General features: G+C 50.4%; 12 protein-coding genes. 4 read left to right on the top strand and 8 right to left on the bottom strand.

All coding sequences use genetic code 11. From position 1 onward, the window contains the following. The first annotated feature begins 108 nt into the window (after window positions 1-108). Together aguB and aguA are read left to right on the top strand one after the other, a co-directional pair. On the top strand, window positions 109-978 hold the full coding sequence (gene aguB / locus BTA51_RS05290) for an N-carbamoylputrescine amidase (protein WP_094706376.1): 870 nt from the start codon (window positions 109-111) through the stop codon (window positions 976-978). Between the two features lie 3 nt (window positions 979-981). Then, the gene (aguA, locus tag BTA51_RS05295) at window positions 982-2079 is read left to right on the top strand and encodes an agmatine deiminase (protein ID WP_094706377.1); all 1098 of its coding nucleotides are present in this window, start codon (window positions 982-984) and stop codon (window positions 2077-2079) included. A 79-nt stretch (window positions 2080-2158) separates the two neighbouring features. Here aguA and BTA51_RS05300 read toward each other — a convergent pair whose 3' ends face one another. Continuing rightward, window positions 2159-2584, bottom strand: a complete 426-nt coding sequence (locus BTA51_RS05300) for a glutaredoxin family protein (RefSeq protein WP_094706378.1) — start codon at window positions 2582-2584, stop codon at window positions 2159-2161. A gap of 175 nt (window positions 2585-2759) precedes the next feature. Here BTA51_RS05300 and BTA51_RS05305 point away from each other — a divergent pair, with 175 nt between their 5' ends. Next, a complete protein-coding gene (locus BTA51_RS05305; protein WP_094706379.1) occupies window positions 2760-3020 on the top strand; it encodes a hypothetical protein in 261 nt (86 codons plus the stop codon). A 100-nt stretch (window positions 3021-3120) separates the two neighbouring features. Here the strand turns inward: BTA51_RS05305 and BTA51_RS05310 are convergent, their stop codons facing one another. The 4 genes from BTA51_RS05310 to BTA51_RS05325 form a co-directional block, all read right to left on the bottom strand. Continuing rightward, window positions 3121-4407 carry an FAD-binding oxidoreductase gene (locus BTA51_RS05310; RefSeq protein ID WP_094706380.1) on the bottom strand — a complete coding sequence of 429 codons (1287 nt, stop codon included), beginning with the start codon at window positions 4405-4407 and terminating at the stop codon, window positions 3121-3123. 3 nt (window positions 4408-4410) lie between these two features. Further along, window positions 4411-4770: a cupin domain-containing protein gene (locus BTA51_RS05315; protein WP_094706381.1), complete on the bottom strand. Its 360-nt coding sequence runs from the start codon at window positions 4768-4770 to the stop codon at window positions 4411-4413. A 66-nt stretch (window positions 4771-4836) separates the two neighbouring features. Continuing rightward, window positions 4837-6324, bottom strand: coding sequence for a CoA-acylating methylmalonate-semialdehyde dehydrogenase (locus tag BTA51_RS05320; protein ID WP_094706382.1), 1488 nt, complete (start codon window positions 6322-6324; stop codon window positions 4837-4839). A 148-nt stretch (window positions 6325-6472) separates the two neighbouring features. Continuing rightward, the gene (locus tag BTA51_RS05325; protein ID WP_094706383.1) at window positions 6473-7789 is read right to left on the bottom strand and encodes an aspartate aminotransferase family protein; all 1317 of its coding nucleotides are present in this window, start codon (window positions 7787-7789) and stop codon (window positions 6473-6475) included. Between the two features lie 381 nt (window positions 7790-8170). Between BTA51_RS05325 and BTA51_RS05330 the strand changes: the two genes are divergently transcribed. Next, on the top strand, window positions 8171-9685 hold the full coding sequence (locus BTA51_RS05330; RefSeq protein ID WP_094706384.1) for an aldehyde dehydrogenase: 1515 nt from the start codon (window positions 8171-8173) through the stop codon (window positions 9683-9685). An 84-nt stretch (window positions 9686-9769) separates the two neighbouring features. On the opposite strand, the gene BTA51_RS05335 is transcribed toward BTA51_RS05330, so the two are convergent. From BTA51_RS05335 to BTA51_RS05345, 3 genes are all read right to left on the bottom strand, one after another. Then, window positions 9770-11728, bottom strand: coding sequence for a methyl-accepting chemotaxis protein (locus BTA51_RS05335; protein WP_094706385.1), 1959 nt, complete (start codon window positions 11726-11728; stop codon window positions 9770-9772). A gap of 245 nt (window positions 11729-11973) precedes the next feature. Further along, window positions 11974-12927 carry a diguanylate cyclase gene (locus BTA51_RS05340; RefSeq protein WP_094706386.1) on the bottom strand — a complete coding sequence of 318 codons (954 nt, stop codon included), beginning with the start codon at window positions 12925-12927 and terminating at the stop codon, window positions 11974-11976. Next, window positions 12924-17468, bottom strand: a complete 4545-nt coding sequence (locus BTA51_RS05345) for a PAS domain S-box protein (RefSeq protein WP_094706387.1) — start codon at window positions 17466-17468, stop codon at window positions 12924-12926. Before BTA51_RS05345 ends, BTA51_RS05340 begins: the two co-directional genes overlap by 4 nt. Window positions 17469-17524 lie beyond the last annotated feature (56 nt).

A 17524-nucleotide genomic window follows, 5' to 3' on the forward strand; every position in this document is an offset into this window, starting at 1 on the left:
TGGAAGAAGTAACGTAGCTTAAAGGTCTGCTGATATAATCGTGGACAATCCACTTACATCACTTTTGCCCCGGAGAACCATCGGTCACGGGGCTTATCAGGAGAAACCATGAGAAATGTAACTGTAGCTGCCACGCAGATGAGTTGTGGCTGGGACGTTGATACCAATATTGCCAATGGCGAAAAGCTGGTGCGGGAAGCCGCCGCTCAAGGTGCCCAGATTATTCTCCTGCAAGAGTTGTTCGAGCGCTGCTATTTTTGTCAGAAGCAGAAAGAGGAATATCTGCAATTTGCCACTCCAGCCGGTGAAAATCCTGCCATCCTTCATTTCCAGAAGATAGCCAGAGAACTGCAGGTGGTGTTACCCATCAGTTTCTACGAGCGCGCCAACAACGCCTACTATAATTCAGTGGCGATTATTGATGCAGATGGCTCCAACCTGGGCATTTATCGCAAGACTCATATTCCGGACGGCCCGGGTTATTCTGAAAAATTCTATTTCACTCCGGGTGACACCGGATTCCGTGTATGGGACACAGCCTATGCCCGTATTGGTGTGGGTATCTGTTGGGATCAGTGGTTCCCGGAGACCGCCAGATCTATGGCATTGATGGGTGCCGAACTCCTGTTCTATCCGACCGCCATAGGATCCGAACCCCAGGACACCGACATCGATTCCAGGGATCATTGGCAGCTCACCCAGCAGGGACATGCCGCAGCCAACCTTACACCATTGATTGCGTCCAACAGGACCGGCAGGGAAACCGAGGGAGAGCAATTCATCGAATTTTATGGTTCTTCATTTATTGCTAACGAATTCGGTCAAAAGGTCAAAGAGTTTGATCGCAAAGATTCCGGTGTACTGGTACATACTTTTGATCTGGACCAGACGGCTGGTCATCGTCACGCCTGGGGTGTCTTCCGAGATCGCCGCCCAGACCTTTATCAACCTTTGATGACAAAAGACGGAGGTCGTTGATCCATGGCATTGCCGCTCACCTCCACTCCCCGCGCAGATGGTTTTTACATGCCCGCGGAATGGGCACCACAGTTCCAGACATGGATGTTGTGGCCCGAGCGGCCGGATAACTGGCGATTTGGCGCTAAGCCGGCTCAGAAAGCCTACCTGGCTGTTGCCGAAGCAATTGCCCGCTTTCAGCCAGTGACCATCGGCGTTTCAGCAGATCAATTTGAGAACGCCAGTGCACGTCTGAGCAATCACGTCAGAGTGGTAGAGATATCCAATAATGATGCCTGGGTCAGGGATACCGGCCCCACGTTTGTCATCAACGGTCAGGGAGAATTACGCGGTGTCGATTGGGAGTTCAATGCCTGGGGTGGATTAACCGGTGGTTTATACCAGCCCTGGAACCGAGACGACCAGGTTGCCCAAAAGATCTGCAGTATTGAAAGGGTAGCACGTTATCGCTCTGACGGTTTCGTACTGGAAGGCGGGGCTATTCACGTTGATGGCGAAGGTACGTTAATCACCACTGAAGAGTGCCTGCTCAATCCCAACCGGAATCCTCATCTGAACCGTAAAGAAATTGAAGCGCGGCTTAGAGACTACCTGAACGTTGAAAAAATCCTCTGGATACCTGAGGGCATCTATAACGATGAAACTAATGGTCATGTGGATAACATGGCCTGCTTTGTTGGCCCGGGAAAAATTGCTCTGGCCTGGACTGATGATGAGAGAGATCCTCAGTATCAACGAAGCCTGACTGCCCTGCAGTATCTGCAAAGTCAACGGGATGCAAAAGGCCGTAAGTTGGAGGTGGTTAAAGTTCCGCTACCCCAACCCTTGGTACAGACCGAAGATGAAGTGGATGGCATAGACAAAGCCTTTCACGCATGGCCACGTCGCGCCGGGGAACGTATGGCAGCAAGCTATATCAACTTCCTGATGGTGAATGGCGGTATTATCATGCCGGCATTTGGCGATGCCATGGATGACACAGCTGCCAATATTCTCTCTGACCTGTGTCCTGATCGGGAAATCGTACAGCTCCCTGGACGGGAAATACTGTTAGGCGGCGGGAACATTCACTGCATTACCCAACAACAGCCAGCTAGTTAGTCTGGATTTACCAGCCCGTTAGTTTGGACCTGATAGCCCGGAAATCTCCGGGCTTTTTGTGTGAACGGGCTATGACAAATTAATCCGAATAGATCCTTTTAAAACCGCTTTCACTGAACCCATTCATGCGTTTATTGCCAACCAGAATCACAGGCACTCCCTTAGCCCCTAGCTGATCATATCGACGACGAGCACTGTCATCATTCTCAATATCGTAATCAACATAGTTAATATGATTGGCGTGAAAATATTCCCTGGCTTTCTTGCAGTACCCACACCAGGAAGTGGAATACATTACGACCTGTCTGCCGGTGTCGAACACCGAGGTATCGTAGGACACACTACTATAAGTATTCACTTCCAGCTTGATGGTGTCGGCAGATAAATTCTCTGGCTTTTGATCACTGAAATGAACCTTGCCGCTTTCATCTACCCATCGATAGATTTCGCCCAAAGCCTGACAAGAGAGTCCCCAAAATATCACTATCAATAAAATATTTTTCATAGCATTCCTTGCGATGGTGTCTTAACCATAATTTATACACTGTCCAGTTGATACTTGGACATTTAACAAAATTTTTATCGCATTTTATGTGAAATGTTGTAACATTCTGTCGCCTTATTACTTTCAGCTTAGGCATTATTTCTTAATATCATATAGATCTATTATGGAGCTCAACATGAAGGGAATTCTCGCCCTACCGTTACTTCTTATTGCCCTTTACAGCTCATCTTCATTGGCTTGGGACAATATTCAAATGCCCACCGAAGAAGGCTGCGGAGATATCCACATGGAAATTATGGGGGTATGCGTCTGGAAACCTTATGTCGCGACGAGAAGTATTAGCGATCTTCAACGGGAAATTAGAACTTTTAAAGCCTCAGTCGCTGTTGCAGAAAATAGCACTCAATCAACAGACGACAAAAAAGCCCAGAATTAAGGTTATTCGCCATTAGCGGCAGACCAGCAGTAATGCAGCTCAGCTAGATAATGTCGCGGAAATATGTTGAAGGGGCGAACGGGCCGCCCCTCGACTGCGTTTAGATTCCCAGTTTGTCACGTAGTCCGTAATACAGCGCTCCGATCGCCGTATATGGCACTCGCATTAGCTGTCCGCCCGGGAAAGGAAAATGCTTTAACTGAGTGAAAGCATCAAACCGCTCCGCCTGGCCCTTTAACGCTTCAGCAACCAGCCTTCCAGCCAGATGGGTGGTTGTCACACCATGCCCACTATAGCCTTGCGCGTAGTAGATGTTATCTCCAATTCGCCCAAACTGAGGCAAGCGGCTCAGCGTCAGTAGGAAATCTCCGCCCCAGGCAAATTCAATCCTGACTCCGCTCAGTTGAGGAAATGTACCCTCCAGTTTTTTCCTGACAAAGCTTTCAATGGATGCTGGATCTCCCCCTCCATAGGTGACTCCACCACCATACAAGAGCCTGAAGTCCCCAGTGATACGGTAATAGTCCAGTTTGTAGTTGCAGTCTTCTACACAATAAAGTGAGGGAATTAGGGAGCGGGCTTTTTCTTCACCCAACACTTCCGTGGTGACAATTTGGGTTCCGCAAGGCATGGACTTGGCTGCCAGTTCCGGCACAAGCCCTCCCAAATAGGCGTTACCCGCAATCATCAGGTATTTGCACCGCACAGAACCACTTGAGGTTCTGACTACCGGACTGGCCCCGCGTTCGATGGCAATGACTTTGGAGTCTTCGTAGATCTTTCCACCCAGCTTCTCGATTGCCGCAGCTTCGCCAAGCGCCAGATTCAGGGGATGAATATGGCCACCCGACATATCCAACATGCCACCACAATAGGCTTCAGTATTGACCGCTCCACGAATGGCGTTGCGATCGAGCAATGTCAGCTGCTGATGACCGAAACGTTCCCACAGCTTTTTCTGCTCTTCCAGCTCATGCATCTGCCGTGGATTGAGTGCAGCAAATACTCCGCCTTCCCGAAAATCACAGTCGATGCCATAGGTATCGATGCGCTCGCGAATGATACGTCCACCTTCGAATGCCATATCCCCCAATACCCGGGCCAGATCAGTACCGTAATGACTTTCGATCACATCAATATCACGGCTGTAACTGTTAACGAGCTGGCCTCCGTTGCGGCCACTGGCACCAAATCCAATGCGGGACGCCTCAAGCACAATGACATTGAACCCGGCTTCCACCAAGTGCAGCGCACTGGATAGTCCGGTAAAACCTGCTCCGATAATACAGACATCTGCCTCCATATCCCCGGTCAGAATCGGGCGCTCGGTCTTATCATTACGGGTTGCCGCATAAAAAGAACCGGTATGCTTTGCTCGTTGCGTCATGGTTCAGGCCTCGTAAATTACATAGATTTTTTTGCAGTATTCCGGCACTTCCCAACGCCCTTTGAATCCCGCAGGAATATAGAACTGGTCACCAGCCTTCACACTACGCTGACCACCTTGCTCGTCGTGGATCACCGACTCACCCTCAAGGATCAGACAAAACTCCTGCTCAGAGTAATTCACGGCCCATTCTCCAGCTTGGGAGTCCCAGATCCCGACATGGAACTTGTTATCCGGAGAAGAAAAGTTATTCCACAGGGTTTGGGTTGGCTGACCACTGATCAGCTTGGAAGGATCCGGCAAGTAGGTTTCCGATGTAACTCCCTCTGTTTTGACCGACGCAATATCATCAACAGTTTTCATTTTCAGGTATCCAAGGCTATTAGATCATCAGATTACAGACCCTCATCCTTGAGGGGCCGACCGTTCTTAATCCATTGTGGGCATCACGAATTCTGCTCCCATGTCACCGTCAGGCCAGCGAGCGGTAACGGCCTTGCGCTTGGTATAGAACTTGACGCCTTCCATTCCATGAACATGATTGCTGCCAAACAGTGAACGCTTCCAACCACCGAAAGAGTGGAATGCCATAGGCACCGGAATAGGAACGTTAACGCCTACCATACCCACCTGAATATCACGAACAAACTGACGGGCGGCGCCACCACTGCGGGTAAAGATGGCGGTTCCATTACCATACTCATGGGCATTAATGAGCTTAACTGCTGAGACATAATCCGGTACCCGGACAACGACAAGTACAGGGCCAAAGATCTCTTCGCGGTATATGGTCATTTCCGGCGTCACATGATCAAACAGGCATCCGCCAATAAAGTAGCCGGTTTCGCATCCGGGTATTTCTATCCCACGACCGTCCACCACCAGTGTTGCGCCTTCTTCCACACCCTGATCAACATACCCGGTCACCTTGGCAAGGTGTTCCCTGGTCACCAAAGGACCCATATCCAGACCGGTTTGCTCGCCATTGCCAATTTTCAGGTTGCGGGCTTTATCAGCCAGTTTTGCCACTAATTCATCGGCAATATCCCCGACGGCTACCGCCACGGATATAGCCATACAACGCTCACCTGCAGAGCCATATGCTGCCCCCGTCAGTGCATTGACCGCCATGTCCAGATCAGCATCCGGCATCACGACCAGGTGGTTTTTAGCGCCACCCAGTGCCTGGACCCGTTTTCCATGAGCGCTGGCAGTACTGTAGATGTATTCTGCGATGGGCGTTGATCCCACAAAACTTACAGCCTGGATATCATGGTGAGTTAACAAGACATCCACTGCTTCCTTGTCACCATTAACCACGTTGAAAACACCATCAGGCAGACCTGCCTCTTTCAGCCACTGGGCAACTAACAAAGGTGCGCTGGGATCTTTCTCTGAAGGTTTCAGAATGAATGTGTTACCGCAGGCTATCGCTACCGGCCACATCCACATGGGCACCATGGCAGGAAAGTTAAAAGGAGAGATACCGGCCACAACGCCCAGTGGTTGATTAACGGACCAGGCGTCCACACCTCGACCGACCTGCTCAGTGATTTCCCCTTTCAACAGGTGGGGAATCCCACAGGCGAACTCAACCACTTCCATGCCCCGAATGATTTCGCCTTTGGCGTCTTCAAACACCTTGCCGTGCTCGGAAGAAATCACCCGCGCCAATTCATCAATACGTTCTTCCAACATCATCTTAAAACGAAACAGTATCCTTGCCCGGTTCAGCGGCGAAGTTTCCGCCCAAGCCGGGAATGCCTGTTTCGCGGCGGCAATCACCTGCTCCACTTCCTGGCTGCCGGCCAGGGATACGTTTCCTGTCTGCTCACCCAGTGCAGGATTAAACACCGGGGTCTGCCTGTCGCTGGCCCCTGTGACGTGGCCATTTACGTAGTGATTAATCTGTCGCATGAAACACCTGAATCTTATTGCTTAAAAAAAGCCGTCTGAGACGGCTGTATTAAAAGTTGGGATGGCTTGACCACCCCTTGGGACTTATTCAGTCTGAATATCCGATTGCTCTGTTTAATCCACTGTGTCAATCAGTGCACAGAGCCAATTACTCCACAGCTTTGATCGAGTTGGCTAAACGTTCAATCAACTGATCTACCTGTTCTTTTTCAATAATCAACGGAGGCGACATGGCGATCGTGTCCGCGGTACAACGAACCAGGGCGTCCTCTTTCCAGTAGCAATGATTGAAAATATCATAGCCACGAGCACCCACTTTATCCCGAGGAGCGAGCTCCACCGCCCCTACAAGTCCGATATTGCGGATATCCACCACATTCGGCAGACCTTTAAGGCTGTGTAGACCGTCTTCCCAATAGGACTCCATTTCCAAAGCCCGCTCAAACAACCCTTCTTTCTCATATATATCAAGGGCTGCAATACCTGCCGCTGCCGCCACAGGGTGCCCGGAATAGGTATACCCATGAAACAGCTCGATCACTTCTTCAGGACCTTCCATGAAGGCATCGTATATCTGACCGGAAACGAACACTGCTCCCATCGGTATAGCTCCGTTGGTCAGACCTTTTGCTGTCGTGATAATGTCGGGAGTGACACCAAATCTGTTCGAGGCAAACGCCTGACCTACCCGGCCAAAACCGGTGATGACTTCATCAAAGATCAATAGAATGCCATGCTGACGAGTAATTTCTCTCAGCCTCTGCAGATACCCTTCCGGTGGCAGAATTACCCCGGCAGAACCGGCTACCGGCTCGACAATCACAGCCGCAATGGTGTCTGCACCGTGTAATGCAATTTTGCGTTCCAGATCATTGACCAGATCTGCACCGTGTTTGGGAATCCCGCGACTGAATGCATTTTCCGGCAAAAGGGTATGACGTATATGGTCGACACCATTGAGCAGAGTACCGAACATCCTGCGATTGTTGACCAAGCCGCCAACAGAGATGCCGCCAAAACCAACACCGTGATACCCTTTTTCGCGACCAATCAGACGGGTTCTTTGCCCTTCCCCCTTCGCCCGGTGATAGGCCAGGGCAATTTTCAGAGCCGTGTCCACCGATTCGGAACCAGAGTTGGTGAAGAAGACTTTGTTTATTCCATCCGGAGCATGGCGAACCAGACGATTGGCCAACTCAAACGGTAGCGGGTGCCCCATCTGGAAAGTTGGGCCGTAATCCAATGTGGATATCTGGCGACTGACGGCATCTGTGATTTCCTGACGGGAATGACCCGCATTAACACACCAGAGACCTGCCGTTCCGTCGATAATCTTACGCCCATCCTGGGTTTCATAATGCATGCCACTCGCAGCCACCAACAGACGCGGGTTGGACTTATACTGGCGGTTAGCGGTAAACGGCATCCAGAATGCATCGAGATCTTGAGGGGATGTATTTGCCATATTCAATCTACCTGACTGTTACCTGTATCTGATTCAAACAATGCGGGTCAACGAAACCCACAGCTTAACTGTCTACTACTCTGTTAGCGTGTAGCTATGTTTGCGCGCAGCTATTCATTTTAGGTCTAATTTGGGCCATACCCTTTCACGCACATGACCGTTTGTTATTTTGAACACTCTAAGCCCAGTTTATGTAAAATAAATAAAACATCAATAGTTAATTCCGACTTTTTTCAAATTCCTCCGATGTCCTCTTAATTTCGGTCTAATTGCCATAACAGCGGCCCTTCTGATGAGGATCGGTCATAAAAATCATGCGTTCAATATATTGAAACCCTCCACGAGTGTGGGGTATGGTGTGCTGACTCATTTTTGACAAAGATGGACGAGGTGATCGTGGCAAACGTTCAACATTTTGAATATTGGCAGACATTGGCCAGCTCAATTTCCATTGAAGGGAGGGCTTTTGTTAATGGCACACATGCCGGGGCTAAAAGCGGAGAAACCTTTGAATGCCGTAGTCCGGTTGATAATCGGCTGCTGGCGTCAGTCTCCTCCTGTGACCAGGCCGATGCTGATGATACCGTTGCGATTGCCCGCAAGGTATTTGAATCCGGCGAATGGTCTCAAATGGCACCGGTAAAACGCAAAAAAGTTCTGCAGACATTTGCCGACCTGATTGACCAGCACGCAGAGGAACTGGCGCTACTGGAGACGCTCGACATGGGGAAACCCATTGCGGACGCAATGAATGTAGACGTTCCGGCAACCTCACGATGTATTCGCTGGTGTGCGGAAGCTATCGACAAGATTTACGATGAGATCGCCCCCACTGGTGCCGATGAACTGGGAATGGTAACCCGCGAAGCCGTCGGTGTTGTCGCGGCAATCGTGCCCTGGAACTTCCCCATGATCATGGCCAGCTGGAAGCTTGGCCCGGCCCTGGCGATGGGCAATTCAGTGATCCTCAAACCTTCCGAGAAATCCCCATTAACCGCTATACGTCTTGCCTCTCTGGCTCATGAAGCAGGCTTGCCGGCAGGTGTGTTCAATGTCCTGCCGGGCTATGGCCACACTGTTGGTAAAGCGCTGGCCCTGAACATGGATGTCGACACACTCGTATTCACAGGGTCTACAGGTATCGCCAAACAGCTTATGGTGTATGCCGGTGAATCCAATATGAAACGGGTGTGGACAGAGGCCGGAGGGAAATCTCCCAATATCGTATTTGCCGATGCTCCCGACCTGGATAAAGCCGCTCAATCCGCTGCTGACGCTATCTGCTTCAACATGGGAGAAATGTGTACCGCTGGCTCCAGGCTCCTGGTAGAGGAAAGTATTGCCGGCGAGTTTGTAAAGAAAGTGCGGGAAGCATTCAAAGGTTGGCGCCCCGGGCATCCACTCGATCCACAGACCAATATCGGTGCCATTGTTGATGAAACCCAATTGAACCGGGTTCTCGCCTATATTGAAAAGGGCCGTACAGATGGAGCCGAACTGACCATTGGCGGACAACGTTCCCAAGTGGTGGAAAACGGGTTCTATGTAGAGCCTACAGTTTTTGAAAATGTGACCAACGATATGGCCATCGCCCAGGAAGAAATCTTCGGGCCGGTACTGACCGTTATCACCTTCAAAGACGAAGAACAGGCACTGAAGATTGCCAATGATTCAATCTATGGCCTGGCGGCGGCTGTCTGGACCAGCAATCTCGGTCGTGCTCATCGAATGGCCCGAGCACTGCGAGCAGGCTCCATTTGGGTGAATCAGTACGACGGCGGGGACATGACAGCTCCCTTTGGTGGATACAAGCAATCCGGCAACGGCCGTGACAAGTCCTTGCATGCCTTTGACAAGTACAGCGAAATCAAAGCGACCTGGATTAAGCTGGACTGACGATTAACGGCAACCCAGCGAATCTTTCCAGCACTTCAGATACAGCCCAGGTATCAGCTAGCTGATGATCAAAACCGCCTGGGCTCAGACAGAAAACCGGGTTAGAGCTTCCTGCAGCTCCCGGTTTTCCCGCTGCAACTGCTGACTCATACTGGCAGTATCGTGTGATGAATTCCGGGTTTCTTCATTGATTTCCCGGATATTCTGAATGTTGCGATTGATATCCTCTGCCACCGCTGCCTGCTCCTCGGTCGTCACAGCTATCTGAGTCGTCATATCCCGGATCAGGGCAATGGAGTCCACAATGTTCTGCATGGATTCACTGGCATCCACACTCTTTCTAACCGTCACCTGAGCCCGCTGCACCTGACTTTCCATCGCCCCGACACAGTGTACAGCCTGTCCCTGAATATTGCCGATGATCTCCCTGATTTCCTGGGTAGATGACGCCGTACGCTGGGACAGTGAACGCACTTCATCCGCCACGACAGCAAAACCACGCCCATGTTCTCCTGCTCTGGCTGCCTCAATGGCAGCATTCAGGGCCAGCAGATTGGTCTGTTCCGCAATGCCGCTGATAACCTCCAGGACCGCATTGATGTTGTTCGCAACGGCTCCCAAACGTCCGATATCTTCACTGGTTTCGTTTACCTGCTCCGCCAGGCATCGAACCTCTTCAATGGCCTCGCGCATTACAATACTGCTGTCGGCAGCAGCCCGACTGATATCCTGAGCGGTTTCCGCAGCTTTAGCCGCATGTTCTGCCACTTCATTGAAGGATCCCGTCATCTGCTGCATCGCCGTGGAAACCGAGGCCGCCTGCTGCATTTGGTTTTCCATTTTTACGGCAACATGCTCAGAGGCCTCACTGACATTCAGCCCGATATCAAGAACCTTACCGGACCGATCCTTAATATCCATCAATAGGCCCGCCAGGCTCTCCCGTAGGATATTTGCACAATCACGCAGGCTTTTTAGTTCGCTGGTTTTAACGGAGACGATAACCGTTTCCCGAAAATCTCCCATGGCATAGGTCTGAAAATACGGAACAAATTCGCTGATTCTGCGGGATATTCCGCGCTGAATCTGATCAATAGACACGGAAAAAATCAGAATCATCACCACGACAGAGATCATGGCATTTCGGGCAGTATGCAAGGTTCCTTCAAATTCAGTCGCGACTTGTTGTTCTGCATGATCCAGCTGCTTTTTAATTTGCTGGACGTAATCTTCAATGCGCGAATAGCTCTGCTTGATACGTCGCTGAATATCTGCCGTATTACGCAGCTCCTTGGGAAAGCGCTTGATAAGAGAGCTGATATTGGCCGTTATTTCATCAGCTTTTTCTTCCTTGTCAGAGCTGTCAGACTCCAGTCCCATCAACGCGGCAAAGTCATCCACTTCTGCTTCGTTATAGATTCCAATCCGCTCCATGGATTCAATGGATTCCGCCTGCTGGAGCATCTTCCGGTTGATGTTTTCCAGATCCTGAAGTCCGGTTTCATCCGTGACATTTGCCTGTTGCCGCTTAAAGGTTCGATCCTGCAACATCAACAACAAATCCAAAGCGGCCTTTCTGTATTTTGCCGCTAATCCAGCGTTTTTTTCCTGGCCTTCCTCGCTGTAGTTGATCAGGCTGGACAGCCCATCACGGGTTTCTCGTTCATTTTGAATCAACAGGCCTTCTTCATTTCCCGCCAGCTTCCCGGCCGCCCTCGCTTCCGAAGCCATAAACTCTGCGAATTCAATGAGCAGATCATGAAATTGCCCCAACTGGTTCCGACTATCAGACATGATGAGTTCATCAAGTTGATGAATGGCCGATCCTGCACCTGACAGATCAGTGGCATCGCCACTGCGCAGATAGGCGTTGATACTGGCGGCAACATGGTCATTCACAAATGCCCGATATTCAGAAAACGACCGGCTGCTTTCCACTTGCCGACGCAATTGCTCCATACCCCAGTATGCTGAGAGGCTGAGTACGACAGCCACCAGCAACAACAATCCTGTGCTTACTTTGGACAACGTCCGGATTTTCATTGCGCGTACACTCCCGCCAACAGGCTGACTTCGGTAAAAGTTGAGGTCAGTCAAATAGCTAATAAGTCATCGCGAAAAGAATATAACAGTTTTATGACAGTCCTATGGCGCACCTGTATCAAGGCATCAGGAGTTTTGTCAGTTTTTTGTATCCGAACAAACTGGTCCGAAATCAAGGCTGGAATTACAAGTCGAAAGAACTCAAAAGATAGGTCAAGAGGACTCAAGAGGAAGGGCAAAAAGAGTCAGGAGGAAGTATTGTCCTCCGCACACACCTGTCCCCGACCTCTATTCTTGGCGAGATACAAATGCTGATCAGCAACCTTAATCAATAGCTCCGGGTTGCTGCTCTCCACAGGGACCATGGAGGCGACACCGATACTGACAGTGAGTACATTACAGACTGGCGAAGACGGGTGTTCAATCTGCAGTTCCCGCACCGACTGTTCAATCTGCTCCCCAATATTCACCGCCCCCGGCAGGTCAGTTTCGGGAAGAATAACCGCAAACTCTTCACCACCATAACGAGCGGCCAAATCAGCTGGACGATGGGCTTTCCTAGCGATTGCTGAGGCCACCATTCGCAAGCTGTCATCGCCCTGCTGATGCCCCAGACTGTCGTTATAGCTCTTGAAGTGATCGATATCCAAAAGTACAAGCGAGAGAGGTTTGCCGGCTCGCTTGCAGCGCCGCCACTCCTGACTGAGGAATTGGTCAAAATATCGCCGATTGGCCAATTTGGTCAGACCGTCCAGCATTGCCAGTCTGCGTAACAGATCAGATTGAAATTTCAGCGTCAAATGAGAGCGGACACGCTTTAGCAGCGTTCTTGCGTTAACCGGTTTATTAACAAAATCCACACATCCTGCGTCCCAGCATTCATTTTCCTCTTCTTCCGTGGTTTGTCCGGTGACAAAGATCACGGGTATGGATGCCGTGCGCTCATCCTTTTTCAGACGGCGGCACGTTTCCAGGCCGTCCATACCTGGCATCACGACATCTAGCAACACGAGATCAGGAAGATTATTTTGGCAGAACTCCAGTGCCTGCTCGCCACTGGTGGCCATAAATAACTCATGTTCGTCTGCAAAAATCTGATGGATGACCCGGATCATGAGGGGCTGGTCATCCACAATTAATATCCGCCCACGCCGTTTTTCGACTTCCAATTCTACGTGATCCGGAAACATCTCTGTCATGCAGACTCCTCTACCTGCTTTTGCACATTCTGACAACACGCAAGAGCCACCTCAAAATCCATCCGCTCCATGGCTTCAGCCAGCTCTTCAAATTCTTCCGGATACATGGAGGAATACTGATCCTTCATACCTTCGAATATATCCAATGCTTGAAGGTTAGCCTCTTTTAGCAGACCTTCCAAGGCCATGAGCGCTTTGCCCAGATTTTTCTGCTGCGCCGGAGTACGGGGTAAAGCAGCCTCTTCAGGTAATTCCCGCTCCGAGGCTATAAACGCCTGGGCATCTTCCTGCACCATGGTGAATTGCCATTGTAACTCTGCCAACAGATCCCGAAATCCGTCCACATTGCCCTGCTCGATGAATATCTGTTCCAGATCGGCGGCCAGACCCGCCATGATGTTTGCGCCGATCGTGGCTGCCCCTCCCTTGATGCTGTGCGCCATTCGCCGGTATGTTTCCGGGTCATCCCCTTTCTCCGTGGACTCGGCAAGTGTGTCGATTAACTCGGGGGTTTCCGAAAGAAATTGGCTCAATGCCCGTCGATAGGCACTTGTATTACCCTGCATTCTCAACAAGGCTGTTTCCGTATCCAGCACAACATTGGCATCAGCTGTGTCAGTACTATCAGGCGCTGGACTTTCACTCACAATACCGCGAGCGTGATGCAGAATCACATCAACCAACTGATTGATACTGAAAGGTTTGCCTACATGATCATTCATACCGCAGGCTAATGCTGCCTCCCTGTCGGATTCCATCGCATTGGCGGTCATGGCAATAATCGGTATGGACGTCAGTTGCAGCTCTTCTCTAATTTTCCGGGTTGCGGTATAGCCATCCATACCGGGCATCTGGATATCCATGAGAATCACATCGTACGTGGTCTCAGTATTTGCCAGCTTCTCAACGGCTTTAACTCCGTCATCGGCCAAATCAACCTTCGCCCCCTGCTCCTGTAGCAGTTCTATGGCTACTTGCTGATTGGTAGGATTGTCCTCGACTAGCAGGATTGAGATGCCGCGCAGTCTGGTGCGACGGGGCTTTCTGGAAGGTTGGACCTGTCGCCGGGAATCCTTCATTCCGTCAGCCACGGCATCCAGAATCATAGAGGCCGTCACCGGCTTCATCAGAAACCCATTAACAACCCCCGGCTCACTCGCCTGATGCTTTTCCAGAGCTTCACGCTTATGGGCTGTAATCATCACGATAAGAGGAAGTTTATCCACAGGATAGAGAGCCCTGATTTTCTCGCTCGCCTCCCATCCGTCCATCCCCGGCATAAGCCAATCCATCAACACCAGATCGTATGGTAGATAGTCAGGCTGAGTACCCTGGATAATTTCAATGGCCTCCTCACCTGAACTAACTGTATCCACCTGCCACCCCAGGCTGCTGACAAGTCCCTGCAGAATTTCTCTCGCACTGCCGTTGTCATCCACAATCAGAACCTTGAGATTACGCAGGGATTCATTGACATGCAGCTGGTGTTCCTCAATCAAAGTACAAGGAATATAAAAGCTGAAAGTACTTCCTTTCCCTTCTTCGCTCTCAGCGCTAAGGTCCCCTCCCATCAACGTTACCAGCCGCTGGCAAATTGTCAGCCCCAGTCCGGTACCACCGTAGCGTCTTGCTGTGGAAGTCTCCGCCTGGGTGAAGCCCTCAAAAATGCTCTGTAGATAATCTTTGGAAATACCAATGCCCGTGTCCCTTACCGAGAAGGAGAGAATCAGGATATTTTCACTCCTGGAGAAGGTCTTCACCGATAAGACGACCTCTCCGGATTCAGTAAACTTGATGGCATTCCCTGCCAGGTTAATCAGCACCTGCTGCAGACGCATTCCATCAACCCGGATACTCTCAGGAAGATCCGGATCTATATCAAACAGTATTTCCACAGGTTTACTGCCAACATTGGCAGACAATATGACCCCGACTTCCTTCAGTAGGTCATCAATATTGCAGGGTTGTGGATCAAGCACCAGCTTACCGGCTTCCACTTTGGAGAAGTCCAGTATGTCATTCAGAATACCCAACAAGGCTTTTGCTGAAGACTCAGTTTTTTCCACATAATCGGCCTGTTGGGGTTTCATCTGAGTATTCTTCATCAGCTGCAACATACCCAGAATGGCATTCATCGGCGTTCGGATTTCATGGCTCATGTTTGCCAGGAATTCTGTCTTGGCCTTATTGGCACGATCTGCTGCCAGTTTGGCTTCCTGCAACCGCTGTTCATACACCTGCCGCTCGGTAATGTCCCTGTTAATCCCCAGCATTAACACCGGATTATCCTCAGAATCACGTTCAACAACGGCTGTCGCCTGGATGTACCGGGTACTACCATCGGCACGCACAATTCGGAAGACCGGGTCAAATACGTCGGAACCCTCAAGGGCCCGATACAATTTCTCCAGGGTTTCCTGCTTGTCCTCCGGGTGAAGGGAACGCTCCCAGTAATCATAATAGAGGCCCGTCTCCATGACCTCCTGCGGGACCTGGTAGATATCCATCATTTGCCGGTTCCAATCAAGGGAGTCATCCAGCAGGTTCCAGGTCCAGATTCCAAGCTCCGCCACCTCGGCAGCCTTCACGAGATGATCCCTCATAATCATCATGTTACGACGGTCCAGAACCCGGCTGGAGATATCTGATGCCATCAACAGGTAGCCAGACGTGCTACCTGCTTCATCAAATAACATGGTGACCGACAGGTTTACCTGAAAATGAGAACCGTCCTTGCGAACATAGGTCCACTCTTCTTCATTAGGCTGCTGATGTCGGGACTTGGCGACAATGGTGTCAATTCCAGGCTGCACCGGTTCTTCCAGATCCCGGGAGTATTGTTCTGCTCTGGCCGTCAGCTCTTCCTGCAGATTGAACAGCGCAGGGGTCTGTCGGCCAATCATTTCCTCCGAGTGATATCCCAGCATGCGTTCGGCAGCCGGATTAAACAAGGTGATCACGCCTTCCTTGTCTGTGGCGATAATCGCGTAGCCGGCATGACTCAAAATCGCTTCCTGCAGAGCATGGTAACGACGAATTTCCAGGGTTCGATCGGCAACCTGCTGTTCCAGCGTCACATTCAGATGAAGGATCTTTTCTTCCACCGCTTTCTGCGGACTGATATCACGTATGGTTTTAGCGGCCCCGACGATCTCCCCGTTGGCATCTTTGATGGGTGAGGCAGCAACAGAAACATCAAGCTCTGTGCCATCCTGACGCAGCCTTTTGGTATCAAAATGGGAGATTTTTTCTCCCTTGCTGATTCTTTCTAGAATGGTTTCTTCTTCTTTCACCCGGTCAGGAGGGACAATCAGCTCCACCAGGCGCTTACCGATGGCCTCCTGACTGGTATAGCCAAACATCTCCTCCGCCCCATGATTCCAGTTGGTGACGACCCCTTTCAATGTTTTACCGATGACAGCATCCTCAGTGCTTTCCACAATCGCCGCCAACCGGGCCTGCTCCACACTGACTTTATGCTTCTGCCTCACGTTCAGCCAATACAGGTACAAAAAGCAACCGGCAACCACCATACCGGCGATAAGGGCGAGCAACATGGAAATGACTGACTGAGCTACCTGCCCCTCAATTTTGTCTTCCGGATAGGTCATCAGCAGATTGACCCCTCGACTCGGATTTTCCCCGGTAAACAGGATTTGACGCTCTGCAGCCGTAATATTTCCCTCGGGACTGCTAAAAAACTGCACTCTGGAGGGAACCTCGACCTTTGCAGGTGTAGGGGAAAATGCATCATCCCAACGGAATCGTTGGCCGAGATCAAAGCCAAAGGTTTTATCCAGTTCGGGATGAATCAAGAAGTCACCCTGCAAATTTGTCAGATAGAGCTCATAGCCTTCAGGCACGTCCTGCAATAATTTGTCGAACAGATGAAGAGCCTTAACATTAATGATGACGATACCGAATATATCCCCACCGGTATCCCGTACCGGCGTTGCAACCCGGATGGTAGGCATATGGGGAACTTCGATTTCTCCATATTCCCGATTCAGGTCAATGCTGGAGAAATAGACTTCACCACGGCTAAGCTTTATCGCATTCAGGAAATATCCCCTGTCTCCTTTTGCCTGTAGTTCGTCAGCACTCACCACTTCGATGTTGTCATCTTTTCGATTAACCCTGACTATTTCCTTCCCTTGATCAGCAATCCCGATATAGCGAACCTGAACAATTTCCGGGTGAGCATTCATGTAACTGCTGAATATGGCATTCAGCCGACGAATCCAGAGTGACTTGGTGCTGTTCTCCCAGGTATCGACACCACCATTTTTTGTCGCCCTGACAATTCCCTGAACGGGCGGTACTGAAGCCAGGAAGAGCAAATCCTGGCGATAGTTTTCAAGATCCTGGGAAAGTTTTTCGATTCTGAGGCCGATTTGTCCCTGCATATTTTCATCGAGATGCCGCAGAGTGCTTTGATAACCCAGGCGCCATCCGGCAAATGCCACGATCGCGAATAGCGCAACCAAGCCAATAAGCGCAGCAGAAATGCGAAAACTGAGAGACCGATAGATCTTATCCATAGAACTTAGTCGGAGAATAAATGCCGCTGAAATGTTTGGGGTACTCAACTTAATAT

Origin of the sequence: Hahella sp. CCB-MM4, from assembly GCF_002260525.1 — a bacterium.
In the GTDB taxonomy this organism is placed as follows: Bacteria; Pseudomonadota; Gammaproteobacteria; order Pseudomonadales; family Oleiphilaceae; genus Hahella.